Source organism: Fulverythrobacter ferritrahens (genome assembly GCF_020539485.1).
In the GTDB taxonomy this organism is placed as follows: Bacteria; Pseudomonadota; Alphaproteobacteria; order Sphingomonadales; family Sphingomonadaceae; genus Andeanibacterium; species Andeanibacterium ferritrahens.
In genome coordinates this window covers 1-15,078 of sequence record NZ_JACDXU010000004.1, presented here as the reverse complement: position 1 = coordinate 15,078, position 15,078 = coordinate 1, and the positions used below count along the sequence as shown (strand labels likewise).

The window sequence follows — 15,078 nt, the reverse complement described above, 5'->3', positions numbered from 1 at the left end:
CCGATCCGGCGAGCTGTCACCACACAAATGGGTATTGCCGCCAACCCCACCCGGTTGGAATTCACACCGCTGGCGCTTGCGCTGCCATTCCTCCGTCCGGCAGGAAGGAGAACCGACTTCCCCCAAATGATTGAGAGGGCAGCGGAACGGGAAGCGACAGGATGAGGACGATAGTGGGCAGGCAAGACGCAGAAATGGAGGAATGTAGTCCCGGCGCGGTACGGCGGATAGTTCGCCTTTTTCTTGTGCCCGTCCTCTTCGCTGCCCTGGCACACACGGCTTCGGCCGCGCAACGCGATCTCGGCTTCGGACATTTCGTCCACACGGAACTGGAGGCGAAGGACGGATTGCCCGCCCAGGCCAACTCGATTGTCCAGACGCCCGACGGCTATATGTGGTTCGGAACGCCGGACGGCCTGTTCCGATATAACGGCCAGACTTTCGAGCGCGTTCCCGTGCTGCGCAAGGGCGCCTTCACCGATGCCGCGATTATCGAAGCAATCGTTACGCGTCGCGGAGAGATGTGGCTTGGTGCCGGACAGAATGCGGGCGCGCTCGTGCTGCGCAACGGGAGGTTGGAGCAGACGGGGATGTCGGCCCCGCCCCCGCAGATCACGCATCTGGTGGAAGGGAAGGACGGCTCAATCTGGGCAGCTTCCAGCAGCAGAAAGGACCGTCTGTTTCGTCATATGGCGGGCGAGTGGCAGCGGATGGACATTCCGCTTGCCCTCCCCGAAGGCGCCATCGCAGATATGGAAGTGGATCGGCGCGGCACCATATGGATCCTGCTGGCAAACGCCTCTGGCGGCCAGTTGGCATTTCTGAAACTGGGTAGCTCGCGCTTTGAAACCGCGGGAGACAGTGTGGGTCTTGGCCGCCTGACGCTGGACCCGAATGGCGGCCTTTGGGTGTCGGACAATTTCGGCACGCGCATGGTGCGAGATGCGAGTGGCGCGCACGCCCTTGCGCAGATCACCTATCCGCCCGTGCCCAATATCGGTTTTCCGAAGATCAAGTTCGACAAGCGGGGAAATATCTGGGGCAGTTCCCTCTCCGGCGGGATATTCCTCATTCCCGGGGCGGGCAAGACCGAGAATTCCGGGAAGCCTCCTCTCGCCCTGAGCTATGACGATCGCATCGGAACGCTGCCCACGCTCGATGTGTTTCCGGACCGTGAAGGCAATGTCTGGATATCGAGCAGCGAATCCCTGCATCGTTTCCACCCTGCCAATGCCGTGCCCGTCTCTTCGATCCCGAGCCATCCCAGATCCCCGCAAAGGCTGGCAGCGGCTACGGATGGCAGCATCTATCTTTTCAGCCTGGGTCGCCTTTACCGGATTGAACCGAATGCAGAGCCTGCTCTCGTCGCCTCGAATCTCGATGCGAATGCGGTGATCTGCACGGCCAGATCCGGCGGGGTCTGGTATATCGACGGACATCAGGCGCTGTTGTTCGACGGCGGCCGGCGCCATGCGCTGCCTGCGGCCTTGCCAGCCGGTGAGCCCCCCATCCTCTGCGAGGAGGATGGTTTCGGACGGTTGTGGTCGCTATCCAGGAACACCGCGAGCTGGTTCCGGGAAGGAAGCTGGCACCGGGGCTTTCCCGGTTTGGATGAAGCCGACATCTGGGATGTGGCGACGGACGCTTCAGGCGCCCTGATCGTCAGCGTCGGGACCAACAGGCTCATCAGAATCGATGAGACAGCGGCCACCCCGGTCAGGAAGGGGTGGGACGGCAGCATTTCCTCCATGCACAATACGCCGCTGGGCCTGATGGTGAGCCATTCCAACGGCCTGTGGCGCGGTGGGAATTCCGGTCAGAACAACGGCGCTTCCATCACCACGCGCGCCCTCGCAAAGGCGCGGGACTTCGATGTGGACGACAAACATCTCTGGGTGTTCGGCCTTTTCGGCGTGAAGCAATTTCCTCTGGCCGGGCTGAGCCGGTCATGGGGAACAGAAACTCATCCTTCCGCCAGCATGACCTTCGACTGGGCGGAGGGCCTCCCTGTGGGCAAGCAGGACACCAGCTTTCGCGGCCGCCAGATCGCTGCAGGGAGCGATGGTCGGATATGGGTTCTGACCCGAAGCGGGCCCTACCTGATCGACACGAGGAATGTCATCCGCAACATGATCCCCCCGCCGCTGGCCATCGAAGGCATCTGGGGGGACGGGCATCCGTCCCGGGAGCGCGAAGGCAGGCATTATCTCGGCAGCGGAACCCGCTCCGTCAGGATCTCGTACGGCGCGCTGAGCTATTCGATGCCCGAGCGCGTCCGGTTCAAATATCGCCTGATCGGCGCCAATGATGAATGGACCTATGCGGGCAATCGCCATGAGGTGTCATTCGATAACCTCGGCCCGGGAGATTATCGTTTCGAAGTCATGGGCGCGAATGAGGATGGCATATGGAACACCCGGCCCGCCTCCATCGAATTCACGATTGCGCCAACCTTCCTGCAGTCACCCATCGTGAAATTCGCAGCGGCGCTGTTGCTGCTTGCGGCCATTGCCCTGGCCTATCACTGGCGGACATATATCCTCACCACACGCGTGCGGAACGCCATGTCGGTCCGCTCGGCGGAGAGGGAGCGCATTGCCCGCGAGTTGCACGATACGCTGCTGCAATCTGTCCAGGGGCTGATCCTGCGGTTCCAGTTGCTGGTGGATCATCTGCCGAAGAACCACCCCTCGCGCGCCGAACTTGCCACAACGCTGGACCAGGCGGACGAAGTTCTGTCCGAAGGGCGCAAACGCGTACTCGATCTGCGCTCACGCCAGCCCCGGACCAGCCTTGAGAAAGTGATCGAGGCCGTCGTCGCGCGGCAGCTTCCGACCGATCGCTTCCAGACTCATATCCGCACAAGCGGGATCATCAGGCCCATCGAAACTCCGATTTTCAACGGCCTGATCGATGTAGCCAACGAATGCCTGTTCAATATCCTGCGCCACGCAAAGGCGGATCGAGTGCAGATCGATCTGCGCTATGGCCCGTCGTGTCTGGAGATGGAAATCGCCGATAACGGCATCGGATTTAGCGCGAAGGCAATAGCGGATGCGGCAGCGGCGGGCCATTTCGGTATTCTGGGCATGCGGGAACGGATTGAGGCACTGAGCGGCACGCTGCAGATCAGTTCGGAACCCGCAAAAGGGGTTCAAATCACCGTTCGATTTTCGTCAACCGTTGCATACCTAAGTAAAAATGATCAAACTCCCAAAAAAACAGGGAGAGGGTGGCCATGGTTTACCCGGAAAGTTCGCGAACAAGCGGACCCATAACGACGTTGCTTGTGGACGACCACGAGTTGCTGCGCGATGGCCTGCGCAGATTGATTGAGGATCAGCCGGACATCACGGTGGTCGGCGAGCTGGATGACGGGCAAGGCGCCCTCGAACTTGTTCGCAGGTGCAAGCCACGCGTGGTTGTTCTGGACTTGCAGATGCCCTGCATGGACGGGCTGGAAGTCGCTCGCCAGATCGCGCCGGAAGTCCCCACCACGAAGATTCTGGTGCTCTCCACATTCCACAATAGCGGACAGGCAATCCGCGCTTTCGAGGCCGGGGCGAGCGGCTATGTCCTGAAGACCAGCATCCGCCGGGAATTGCTGGAAGGCATAAGGACGGTTGCTCGCGGCAAAAGGTTCGTCTGTGCCGAAATTGCCAAGGAAGTTGCCGCCCAGCTTTTCGAGGAGCGGCTGACCGAGCGGGAGATTCAGCTTCTCAATCTGATCGCCGAGGGCAATCAGAACAAGCAGATCGCCTGGTCGCTCGATCTGTCCGAGAATACCATCAAGGGCCTTCTGAAAACCCTGTTCCAGAAGCTGGGTGCCCGGGACAGGACCCATGCTGTCGTCCTGGCCTCCCGCCTGGGGTGGATCAGGCTCTGACCGACAGCAGGGGCTCCGTCCCGCAGCGATGCAGAGATTTAGAGGCGTGAGGCCCGTGTTTCCTGCGCGGTGATGAATTCCAGCAGTGCCGGCTGCCCACGTTCCGTCGCCTCGATACCCCGCCGGATCGCCGCCGCTATGTCCTCCGGCCGCTCGATCCGCTCGCCATAGCCACCCAGCGCGCGGGCGAAGGCGGCGTAATCGCCGGAAATATCGGTTGAGCGAAATTTCTCGGTGGCTACCGGCATAACCGGCAATTCAATGGCCATCGCCGAATTATTGAGCAGGATCGACAGGATCGGAGTGCGTTCCCGCACGGCGGTTTCAAAATCCATGCCGGTAAAGCCGATGGCGGCATCACCCCACACATTGATGCACAATTTGTCCGGACAGGCCAGCTTTGCCCCCATCGCAAGACCGAGCCCGTAACCGAGCTGCGTCGACTTGCCCCAGCCGATGTAGGACAGCGGCGAGCGGGACTTCCAGAAGGGAGTCAGCTGATCGCGCGGGCTGCCTGCGTCATGCGTGATGATCGTATTGGGCACATCGACGGTGCGCTGCAATTCCCACAGCACGCGATAGGGAGAAAGGGGTGCATCCTCGCTCTCCAGTAGCGGAAGCCATTCCTGCATCCATGCCTGCTCGACCGCCGTGATCTCGCGGATCACGGCGGAAGGATCACGCGGGCCGTCCAGCAGACGGCGGCAGGCGGCGACCAGCATGGCCAGCGTCAGCTGGGCATCCCCCGCCAACGCCATTTCGCAGCGCACGCCTTTGTTGAAGTCAGCCGGATCGAGCGTTGAATGGATGATCGGCACATGGCCGGGCATGGAAACGCCAAACGCCGTTTCGGAGAAGCTGCAACCGATGCCGAAGATCAGATCGGCCTGGTTGAGGAAGTGGCGAAGCTGGCCGGGAATGGCCGCGCCGCCCGAGCCGATGGCCAGCGGATGCGTCTCGTCGAAACAGCTCTTGCCTTCAAGGCTGGTGGAAACCGGCGCACCGAGCAATTCAGCCAGCTCGCGCAATTCTGCATAGGCATTGGCCCAATGGACCCCCTGCCCGGCATGAATGACGAGGCGTTTCGCATCGACCAGCAACTGCGCCACTTCCTCCACCTGGGCAGGATCGGGGCCAAAGCGGGTGGACACCACCGGCTTGTAATCGATCGGCTCAGGCACGTCTTCGGCCAGCACGTCCCAGGGCATCTCGACCAGAGCCGGACGCAGGCGCCCATTACGCAAAGCGGTAAAGGCCCGGCGCATGATAGCCGGCGTGTCTTCCGCGCGCAGGATGGGCTCGGCGGTCTTGGTGATGTCCCGCATGGAAATGCACGCGTTGTAATTATCGGGCACATGGGCCAGCCGGCGTGCATAGCCCTGCGGCAAGACCAGCACCGGCACGCTTTCGGAATAGGCCTGGGCAACGCCGCCATAGGCATTTTCCGTTCCCGGGCCGTGCTGCATGGCAAACACGCCCATCCTGGCGCCCCGGGTGAGGCGGGAATAAGCATCCGCCATGTGCAGGCCCGTACGCTCCTGCCGGACGATGATAGGGCGGATACCTGCGGCTGCGGCCTGTTCCAGCACTGCATTGCGGGGATAACCGAAAATAATGTCGACGCCCTCACGCCGCAGGATTTCGGCGATAGCCGAGCCAACCTTCACAGACATTTCCCAACGGGCGCGTAAAAAGGTTGGCCGACCGGAAAGCGCCCCAATCCGGCCGGCCTGTTCTGTTCCTCGCCAGTCTTGAGAGGAAAGGCGGCCGGGCCCCGACAGGGGCGCCCGGCCGCCCCCTCATCAGAACTTGCGTTTGACCGAAACCGCCCAGGTGCGCGGTTCGCCCGGCGAACCCTGGATCGAGTTGGTCGAACCGCGATTATCGAAGAAGTCGGTGTAGTAGAGCTTGTTGGTCAGGTTCCTGACCTCGAACGCCACTTCCCAATCCTCGTCCATCGTACGGTAGGTCAGACGGGCATTTGCCAGCGTCCGGCCCGGGATACGGCCGAAGATGTCCACGCCGCCTGTACCAGCATCGACGTTGTTCGCGTTGCGGCTGTAGGAATCATCGTGCGAAACATCGACGCGCGGCGTCAGCGTGCCCGCCGTCCCCAGATCGATTTCATACTGGGCGCCGATGCTCCAGGACCAGGGAATGATGAACATGCCCTCGTCCTCGGTCCCGATGCCCGAACTTACCGCCGATGCGCTGATCGAGGTGTACTTGAAATCGAGATAGGCGAGCGACGCATCGATCGACAGGCCAGCCACCGGACGCAGGGCCAGTTCCGCTTCGAAGCCCTTCACGTCAGCCTTGCCGGCATTGAGCGGCAGGGCGCAGGGCGTGGCATTGCCGGTCTGCGGGCAGCTCGATACCGAAACAAGAATGTCATCATACTTGTTGTAGAAGGCTGCAAGGTTCAGCCTGACCGCACGATCGAGGAAGTCACTCTTGAGGCCGACTTCATATGCAGTCAGCGTTTCAGGACCGTGTTCCAACGCCTGGCCGGGGTAGAACGGTCGCGGATTGATACCGCCGCCCTTGAAGCCGGTCGAGAGCTGGGCATAGGTCATGACATCGTCGGTGATGCGGTACTGCAAGCCTACGCGATAGTCGAAACGGTCGCCCGAATAGTCGCCTTCAAGCCCGTTGAGCGGAGCCAGCGAAGGCGGAACCACGCCGCCCGAGGACGAGCCCGGAACGCCGAAACGGCCATAGATGAAGGTCTTGGTCTGGTCGGTGTAACGGATGCCGCCCAGGATCGTCAGAGCCTCGACCGGGGTGATTTCGACATTGGCGAAAACGGCCTTGGTGGTCGCGGGGACGGAGTTGTCCTCGATGAAGTTCAGGGTGGGAAGCGTGACGCGCGAGACGTTGCGGCTTTCCTTGTCGAAGTAGAAACCGCCGACCGTCAGGTTCGCGACATCGTTGATATTCGCGGTGACGCGCAGTTCCTGGCTGAACTGGTGGTTATACACCTTGTTCGCGATCATCGTGGCGTTGAACGGCGAACCGTCACCCGAGGAATAGCTGCCGTCGAACTTGCGATATGCGGTGATCGAGGTGAGGACCACATTGTCCGAAAGATTGGCGGTGATCGTACCCGAAACGCCCCAGGTATTGATCAGCCCGTCCTGCGGAGCCTGCCATGCACCCGAACCATCGCGCGGATTGGTTTCAAGGTAGTTCTCATAGCTGATATAGGGGCTGTGGCTGAACGTATCCTGCGCATAGTTTCCGAATGGCGAATAGGAAACGTAGGGCGATCCGGTCGAGGTGCCATAGACATTGCCATTAAGAACATAAGCCGCAGACGCCGGAGTGGCCACACCCGTAAGCGTAGCGCCCGGATTGGCCTGCCGCCCCACATAGAGCAGTGTCGTGGGGCCGGTTTCGCTGCCATCGCGGGTGATGTCACCCACGAGGTCAACGGTGATGTCGGAACTCGGCTCCCAACGCAGAGCCAGACGGCCCGCGACATATTCCTTGCCGCCATCGGTGCCGATCTTGCAGTCCGTGCCGGTGACGGTGCTGGGGATCGTGCTGGTCGGATGGGTGCAGCGATAGTCATATCGCGTGATGTAGCCATCCTTCTTCACGGCCGCGCCGGAGATGCGGGCATAGAGATGATCTTCATCCAGCGTGAAGTTGGCCGCACCGCGCAGTTCCATGCGGTTGTAGCTGCCGTAGGTCGCCGTGAGATAACCGTCGGTTTCCGCGCTGGGCTTCTTGGAATAGAGCTTGATCGCGCCCCCGATGGAGTTCTGGCCAGCAAGCGTGCCCTGCGGCCCGCGCAGGATTTCCACGCGCTCCAGATCGACCAGCCCGAGCATGGAACCATGCAGCGTGGGCAGATAGACGTCATCGACATAGATGCCGACGCCCGGCTCGAGCGCGAAGGTCGTATCACGCTGGCCGACGCCGCGAATATAGGCTGCAACCGCCGGGCCATAAGTGGCCGAAGCCTGGCGCAGCGTCACGTTCGGCGCGGTCGATCCAAGGTCCGCAAGATTGGTCTGGCCGCGCTGTTCGAGCATTTCGCCAGTGACCGCCGTGATCGCCACGGGCACGTCCTGAAGTCGCTGATCTCTGAACTGTGCGGTAACGACAATTTCGTCCTGCTTGGAAGAACCGGCATCGCTCTCAGTATCGGCTGACTGGGCCAAGGCCGGCGCGGCCAAGGCGAATGCGCCCACCATCGCCAGTGCGCTGACTGTCCCACGCATCCGAGTTTTTCCGAATGTCATTTACCACCTCCCTGTAAGTCCACCTTATCAAATGGCGGATGGCCCCATGGACTTGTTGATCGCTCAACTGTCAAGCCAATTCCACGCTTCGGAATTATTTTCCCGAAATACGGAATCTTGGGTGATGGGGTTCAGGGGGCCGGAAGAAGGGCGTCAGGTCTGGGCAATGCGAGCGCGTTCGCTGATGCGAGCCGCAGTTTCCCGTACGGCACTGGAGAGATCATCTTCCAGATGCAGGCCATAGCGTTTGGCAGGCATGGTGACGCCAATACACCCCAGGACCACCCCTTCCCGCCCGAAGATCGGACTGGCGATGCCGGAGAGATCGTTCTCCGGATCGTGATAGCGTGAATGGCCCTGCTTGCGGATCAAGGCGAGTTCCGATTCGAGAACTTCCGGCGCCGGGAGGGAGCGGCCACTGATGGGGCCCACCGTGCCCAGCCCGAACACAGCCTTCCGGCGTTCCTCGGGCAGGTTCGCCAGGATCGCCTTGCCGAGCGAGCCCCAAGGCAGCTCGATTACTCCTCCTATGGCAATCGCGTATCGGAAGGGATTGGGGGTATGCACGGTATCCGCGATCACTGCGTTTCCGGCAGTGGGGCTATAGGCACAAAGCACCACTGTTTCCTGCCATTCCTCCACCAGTTCCTCAAGGAACGGCCGGGCACAGCGCACCAGATCGAATTGGGAAATCAATCGGGAAGCCAGCAGATAGAGATCCCGGCCCGGCCGGTAGGATTGCCCAGCCCCCCGCTCCACCAGTCCGGAGCGGACCAGTTCCTGAAGCAGGCGATGGACGGTGCTGGTGGGGAGTTTCGACCGTTCGGAAAGCTGCCCCAGCGAGAACGCCTGCGGCCCGTCTGCGATGAGCTTCAGCAGATAGGCGAGGCGCCCTGCGGCCCCGCTCGGCACAATGTTCAATCCTCGGCTCCCGAATAATGTTGATTGCTCAATCTAAAGCTTCGAAGATGGTTCCGTATGGCAAAGGGGAGAGAAACCGCAATGCTCAGCGAACATGAGTTCATGCGTTACATATCGGCATTCAACGCGGGGGACAGCGAAACTTTTGGTGCGTTCTACGCCCCCTCGATTGCGTTCCGCAACGGCGCGGGCGCGCAGCTCCAAGGGCCCGCCGCCGTAATTGCCTATTACGAGGCGCTTAAAGGACGCATCGCGCGGCAGATGGAAGTGCGGGCGGTCATCCCGGGCGAACATGCCTTGTGCGCGGCGCTCCACTCGCGTTTCGAGATTCTCTCCGCGAGCGAACCTTTCGCGAACGAGGTGCTGAAGAAGGGTGACGCGGTCCTGCTCGACAGCATGGCTCTGTATGAGCTGGAAGGCACACGCATCGCCCGGATCGAAGCAAGATCCCTGTCACGCCGGATCATCCGGGCAGCAGAACAGGCATGAGCGCGGCAGAGGCGGAAAACGCTCAGACCAGTGCGTAATAGCGAAACAGGGTCCGATCGGGTCCGGTGCGCCGTTCCCCTCCCCCCACGATAACTGTGCGCGACAGCCAGTCATGCGGGCCTTCCGGAACACGGAAATAGGGCGTCAGCTTGAAATAGGATGGCTGGCTGTCACCGGGCTTCGGCCGCACGAGGTAGCCCCGATTTTCGATATAGATCGCCGTCCCGTCATCCGCTTCCAGCATGTAATGGGCGCGCAGTTCGATCACCCCATCGGTCCGCACCGTGGCATAATCGGCCCCGCTATGCGGCACGACCTTGCCTGAAAGCCGGGGGCCCGAAATCGTGCCGCCAACGGCAGGCGTATAGCCCTGGCTGCTCCCGCCAGGAAGCGGGCCATATATTGCGCGATCCGCGCCGAAGAGCACTTCGATATCGAACACATGTTCCAGCGAGCAATCAGCGGCAGATTTCATCAGGCGGTCTTTCCGGGAATGAAGGGCAGGAGAATCGAGGAAGGAACATCCTCGCCCGTGCGGATGATGTGGCGGCCCGCATTGCGGGTATCCTCATGGAGGGCGAAGGGCAGCATCAGCCCTTCCTCGCGCTTGTAGATGTCCGAGCCGGCCACGACCACCCGCAGGCTTTCGCCCGGTGCGAAGCGCACTGAAAACGGCCAGAGTTCGATCTCGACCGGAACGCATTCGCCCGGCTTCAGCCGCTCCTCATGGGTGTGCGGATGAACCGGCCGCTCAGGACTGGACAGTTCCGGATCGAGCGCGCGATGGCTTGCCCTCAACCACCCCAGCGCAATGGGGCCGTTTTCAAAGAAGGCATAGAACGTGAAGCCCACCGGCTGGCCATCCGTGTCCAGCTTCTGCAGAGCCACGAACAGGTCCATATCATCGCTGCCATCGGCTTCGACCCATAGCGTGAGATTGGCATTGCCGGAAATCTCGGTTTCCCGATCAAACCGCCAGTCGAACAATGCCTGCCCTTCCGTGGCGTCATAGCTCACCTCGCCAGTTGCGGGGACTTCTTCGCGCAAGGCCCCCTGCGCACCATCCAGCCAGAGGCGACGATATTCCGTGCGGGCAAGCGGCCATTCCTGCTCCGCGCGTTCTTCCGCAACCCCGTGCCGCTCCCGCACTTCCATGCGAACCTTGGGCCATGCGGTAACTGCGGTGGGACGGTCCCGCATGAAGTGATCGAAGAAGGCCAGTTGCCGTTCACGGCTGGCGGGCAGGTAATAGTTTGCCCATTTCTTCTGGCCGTGAATATCCAGCCATTTCTGCTCACTGGAACAGCGACGCCACGCCTCGATCGTGCCACGCAGATGCAGCCCCTGATCGGACCAGCTGGCTACGAAATAGGCCGGCTGCGTAATCCCTTCCAGATCAAGCAGCTTGGATTCCCAATATTCGTCGATCAGCGGATGAGCCTTGATGTTCTCCCACGTATTCTCGGTCCTGTTGAGCGAAAAGCGAATATTGTCCGAAGCGCGGGGAAGAAAACCGGTGTCCAGAATGCCGCCATGATAGGCAAATTCGCGATACCAGTCGGAAAAGCCTTCCCAAGGATTGAGCGCCGCGAGTGGTCCTGGCTTCAAAGGGGCGACGAGATACTGGATCGCCGCCAGATAGGATACGCCGGTCATTCCCACCCGGCCATTGCCCCATGGCAAGCGGCCCAGCCATTCAATAGCGTCGGCGCAATCTTCCGCTTCCTGAATGCCGTTATGGTGGAAATCGCCACCGGACAGCCAGGCACCTCGCGGGTCCACGATGGCCACGGCATAGCCCTGCGTGCCCCACCACACCGGGTCCGGCCCCTCAAAGGGCGTCAGTTCTGAGAGCCATTCCGGATTCACGCCTGAGCGGGGCCAGAACACGTTGTTGGACAGGCCATGCTTACCGTAAGGCCCCCAGGCCAGCAGGATCGGCAGGTCGCGCTCCGCGCCTTCAGGGCGATAGAGATCGCAGAATATCTCCACCCCATCGCGCAGCGGGATCACGCAATTGCGTTCGATCACCAGCCCTTTTTCAACATGCCGGCCATATTCGGCAGGCGGAAGCGGTGGTTTATGCGTCGCGCTGAAGGGGTCTACACCGGGACGCATCAAGGGCTGAAAGCGCGACATGGAAGCTACCTGACCACGAAATAATGTATGCGGTTCGCGCCGGGCAGTTTCTCCGCCACGCCTACGAATACATGCTTGGACATCCATTCATGTGGCCCGGCCGGAGCGTCGAATTTCGGTGTCACCCGCATATAGTAATCGTCGAAGCCGACGGACTCATTCGCGCGCATCTTGCCGGCCACGTCATCGGATTTCGCCCAGCGATAGCCGCGATTTTCCAGATAGATGATGGCTCCGTCATCGGCTTCGATCAGATAGCGCGCATCGAAATCGATCACGCCGTTTTCCCGCTGAAGCGGAAAGTCTCCGCCTGACATGGGGACTACCTTGCCGTTCAGCAAAGGCCCCTCAACAGTGCCATCCACGGCGTAGATCGCCGCCCGGATGTCTCCCCGGGCGCTGGGTTTTACCCAATAGGGTCGGCTGAGATCGATGGCGATGGTGAAGGCATGTTCCAGCCTTGGAAGAAAGGGGTGCGTATCTGTCATACCGCTCAGTTAGGTTCCCGCTTGTTGATTGGTCAACTCAATTTGTCATTGCAATCGCAGGTCGCCCTTGGCAGCCCACCGCCATGACCTTGCCCACGACCTGGCATTTGTTCGGCGCCGACCACATGCCTTTCCAACTCCTTCTGTTGGCGAAGATGATCGACCGTGTTTCGGCGCGCCAGCTCACCTCCACTTACGGCATGTCGCTGGCCGAATGGCGGGTTCTGGCATTCGTCTGCAGCGCCGGCCCCGCCAGCGCCTCGGAAATCGGGGCAGCCGGGGAGATCGACCGGGCAGAGATCAGCCGCGCCGTCACCAAGCTGATGGATGGTGGGCTGGTGACGCGGGAACAGGCTGAAGACAATCGCCGCCGCCTGATCATTACCGCGACCCCTCTTGGCGAAGAGGAATATCGCAAGATCAGGGACGAGCGCCGCGCCTATTTTCATTCCCTGATGGCCGCCATTCCGGAGGATGAGCAGGAACGCTTTGCCCAGCATCTCGAAGCTCTCGCCAGGGCAGCCGGTTCCCTGCGCTAGGTGGCGCATTCAAAGCTGGCGGCGCTCTTGGGGTCTCCCCCGCGATAGCGCGCGACAAGCGGATAAGGGCAGAGCGGGCGCGAAATGCCCGGCATCGCACTTCCTGTCGCCACGATCCGCTCCGGGGCCTCGCCCTTTTCGACCCAGTCGGTGATTGCATCGAGCATCTCGAAACGATCGGTCGCTTCGCCGCCGCCACAATGCAACATGCCCGGCACGGTGAAGAGCCGCACAGCCTGCCTGCCAGGTTCGCCGGTCGCGGCGAGCATCCTGTTATACCAATCCACCAGCATCGCCGTAGCCATGCCCTGATCGGACATGCCGTTATAAACGATCAACTTGCTCTTCAGCGCAAAGGTTGAAAGCAGGGGGCTGTCTGCATCGCCAATCCCGCCAGTATAGCGGATGCGGCCCAGCATCTCGTCATTGTCGAACGGCTTCAGCGGATCGAAGTCCGGATCGGCGGGGGTTAGCTGGTAAAACCGAAACTGCCCCAGACCCAGCGTTGCATCGGCCGCGTTCGGCACCCCGGTTTGCGACGTACCCAACCGCATCCCGCGCCAGGCGGACGAGGCGATCCCTGTGTCATAAGTGAAGGGACCATAGATGTGATTGCCGCGCCCGTCCTTCGGGCCCTGGAACAGATCGTGCAGCACTTCCACCTGCCCTTTGGAGAGGCAGCTATCCGTCTTGCCACCCTCGCAGGTGAGCTGGACTGGATCGAAACCGCATGATTGCCAATCATTGATGAGCCCGTCCGCAAGGCCGTCATGCGCATCGCATTGCTTGAGCACCGCACCGCGCACGAGTTGCAAATCGCCGTCGGAGAATGCCTTGGCGTAGATCGGTCTGCCCTGCTCGTCCTTCGGCGCGATGCGCGCAACGACATGCAGGTTCCATACTTCCCCCAGGGCGATGCGGGAGAAGCTCATTGCCGGGTCACCTGCGACGACGCCATCGAACTCCAGAGGCAATCGCTGCGACGCCATCATCGCCTGCCTGCCGCCATTCGAGCAACCGAGGAAATAGGAATAGCGAGGATCGGCGCCGTAAAACGCCGCGATGATCCGCTTCGCTTCCGCCGTGACCTTGTCGAGCGCGTTATAGGCGTAATCAGTCCGCGCCTGCTGATCGAGCCCGAAAGATGCGTCGATGATCGGGCCGCTATGGCCACTGTCGGTGGAGACAACAGCGAAGCCGCGTGCCAGCGCCGGAAGGCTATCGGAATTGGCTATGCTGCCGAGCGCGGGCTGAACCTGTCCGTCGAGCCCTGCCCCCCCCTGGAACAGGAAACGCCCACCCCATGCAAGTGGCAGACGCAGCTCAAAACCGATCCCGAATTCGCGCTCGCCATGGCCGGTTCGCGGAGAAATCACGCCCTTCACAAGGCAATGCGCGGGCAAAGTCATTGCCGCGCCAGCCGAAGCTCCGGACGGAGCGGGGGCCGGGCCTTCGGGCACCAGTTCGTTCTTGCCGATCACCATGCCGGGCCGGGCAATGGCGACGGCCAGAGTGGCGCAGCGATCCTGAAGCTGCGCCGGGCCAGCGGCGGATGTTCCGCCTCCCGACACTGCCTGCGGAGCCGCACCCGAAAGTGCAGCCCCTGCCAACAGAACACCCAGCGCCGCCCTTATCCTTGCCCCCCGCATCGCATCTTCCCCCGTTTTTCGTCAGATCTCAGCGAAGGTCAGAACATGCCATTGCCGTTCCTTGCCCCAGCCGGATCAGCCACATCCTGGATCACGTCCCAATGTTCCACAACCTTCCCGTTTTCGAGCCGGAAGATGTCGACAATGGCACGGCCCAGAGTTCCCGGCGTGCGCACCGAATGCACATGCAGGATCACGAAATCGCCATCGGTATAGACGTGCTTCACTTCATTATGCTGCTGCGGGAACTGGCTCTTCAGGAAATCGATGAAGCCCTTCAGCCCCTCCGGCCCGTCGGCCGCAGTGGGGTTATGCTGGACATATTTGTCGCCGAGGTACTTCGCGGCTGCCTCATAGTCCTTCTTGTTGATCGCCAGATCGTAAAATTCGAGGACCAGCTTCTTGTTGGTCTCCTCCTCGTTCCGGTGCTTTTCCGCAGCGAAGGCGCTGGTGGCCGTGAACGGGACCGATCCCAACGCTGCACTGGCGACAGCAAGGGACAGGGCGGAGGCGAGTGTCTTCATCTTTGTCATGGTGTTCTCCGATTATCGGAAAGGGGTTGAAGGGGCGGGATTACCGCCCCTGTCTATTCAAATGGGGTAGTGCCCCGGCTGAGTTTCGATGGTGATCCAGCGCAGTTCGGTGAAGGCGTCGATGCCGGCCTTTCCGCCGAAGCGGCCATAGCCGGAGGACTTCATGCCGCCGAAGGGCATCTGG

The 15,078-nt window shown here is 61.3% G+C and carries 13 protein-coding genes; 4 read left to right on the top strand and 9 right to left on the bottom strand.

All coding sequences use genetic code 11. From position 1 onward, the window contains the following. The first annotated feature begins 245 nt into the window (after nucleotides 1-245). Entirely contained in the window at nucleotides 246-3,278 is a 3,033-nt protein-coding gene (locus tag H0274_RS15675) for a sensor histidine kinase (RefSeq protein WP_226796182.1), read from the top strand. A gap of 11 nt (nucleotides 3,279-3,289) precedes the next feature. Then, nucleotides 3,290-3,886: a response regulator transcription factor gene (locus H0274_RS14315; protein ID WP_319018288.1), complete on the top strand. Its 597-nt coding sequence runs from the start codon at nucleotides 3,290-3,292 to the stop codon at nucleotides 3,884-3,886. 38 nt (nucleotides 3,887-3,924) lie between these two features. On the opposite strand, the gene H0274_RS14310 is transcribed toward H0274_RS14315, so the two are convergent. From H0274_RS14310 to H0274_RS14300, 3 genes are all read right to left on the bottom strand, one after another. After that, complete coding sequence (locus H0274_RS14310) at nucleotides 3,925-5,559, bottom strand: thiamine pyrophosphate-requiring protein (protein WP_226796180.1); 1,635 nt, start codon at nucleotides 5,557-5,559, stop codon at nucleotides 3,925-3,927. A gap of 129 nt (nucleotides 5,560-5,688) precedes the next feature. Beyond that, nucleotides 5,689-8,136 (bottom strand): TonB-dependent receptor, encoded by a 2,448-nt coding sequence (locus H0274_RS14305; RefSeq protein ID WP_226796179.1) that lies wholly within the window; start codon nucleotides 8,134-8,136, stop codon nucleotides 5,689-5,691. A gap of 153 nt (nucleotides 8,137-8,289) precedes the next feature. Next, nucleotides 8,290-9,048, bottom strand: coding sequence for an IclR family transcriptional regulator (locus tag H0274_RS14300; protein ID WP_226796283.1), 759 nt, complete (start codon nucleotides 9,046-9,048; stop codon nucleotides 8,290-8,292). A 90-nt stretch (nucleotides 9,049-9,138) separates the two neighbouring features. Between H0274_RS14300 and H0274_RS14295 the strand changes: the two genes are divergently transcribed. Beyond that, entirely contained in the window at nucleotides 9,139-9,546 is a 408-nt protein-coding gene (locus H0274_RS14295) for a nuclear transport factor 2 family protein (RefSeq protein WP_226796178.1), read from the top strand. A 22-nt stretch (nucleotides 9,547-9,568) separates the two neighbouring features. Here H0274_RS14295 and H0274_RS14290 read toward each other — a convergent pair whose 3' ends face one another. Genes H0274_RS14290 through H0274_RS14280 form a run of 3 tightly spaced genes read right to left on the bottom strand, consistent with a single transcriptional unit; the run spans nucleotide 9,569 to nucleotide 12,173 of the window. Beyond that, nucleotides 9,569-10,021 carry a DUF3237 domain-containing protein gene (locus tag H0274_RS14290; RefSeq protein WP_226796177.1) on the bottom strand — a complete coding sequence of 151 codons (453 nt, stop codon included), beginning with the start codon at nucleotides 10,019-10,021 and terminating at the stop codon, nucleotides 9,569-9,571. Further along, nucleotides 10,021-11,685: a CocE/NonD family hydrolase gene (locus H0274_RS14285; RefSeq protein WP_226796176.1), complete on the bottom strand. Its 1,665-nt coding sequence runs from the start codon at nucleotides 11,683-11,685 to the stop codon at nucleotides 10,021-10,023. The genes H0274_RS14290 and H0274_RS14285 overlap by 1 nt, the downstream gene beginning before the upstream one ends. Before the next feature lie 5 nt (nucleotides 11,686-11,690). Further along, nucleotides 11,691-12,173, bottom strand: coding sequence for a DUF3237 family protein (locus H0274_RS14280; protein ID WP_226796175.1), 483 nt, complete (start codon nucleotides 12,171-12,173; stop codon nucleotides 11,691-11,693). Between the two features lie 83 nt (nucleotides 12,174-12,256). Here H0274_RS14280 and H0274_RS14275 point away from each other — a divergent pair, with 83 nt between their 5' ends. Continuing rightward, nucleotides 12,257-12,712 carry a MarR family winged helix-turn-helix transcriptional regulator gene (locus tag H0274_RS14275; protein ID WP_226796174.1) on the top strand — a complete coding sequence of 152 codons (456 nt, stop codon included), beginning with the start codon at nucleotides 12,257-12,259 and terminating at the stop codon, nucleotides 12,710-12,712. On the opposite strand, the gene H0274_RS14270 is transcribed toward H0274_RS14275, so the two are convergent. The 3 genes from H0274_RS14270 to H0274_RS14260 form a co-directional block, all read right to left on the bottom strand. Beyond that, entirely contained in the window at nucleotides 12,709-14,361 is a 1,653-nt protein-coding gene (locus H0274_RS14270; RefSeq protein WP_226796173.1) for a tannase/feruloyl esterase family alpha/beta hydrolase, read from the bottom strand. The two genes, H0274_RS14275 and H0274_RS14270, sit on opposite strands and share 4 nt — an antisense overlap. Before the next feature lie 38 nt (nucleotides 14,362-14,399). Then, nucleotides 14,400-14,894 (bottom strand): nuclear transport factor 2 family protein, encoded by a 495-nt coding sequence (locus H0274_RS14265; RefSeq protein WP_226796172.1) that lies wholly within the window; start codon nucleotides 14,892-14,894, stop codon nucleotides 14,400-14,402. A 57-nt stretch (nucleotides 14,895-14,951) separates the two neighbouring features. Then, on the bottom strand, nucleotides 14,952-15,078 hold a 127-nt coding region (locus H0274_RS14260; RefSeq protein ID WP_226796281.1), incomplete at its 5' end, for an aldehyde dehydrogenase family protein.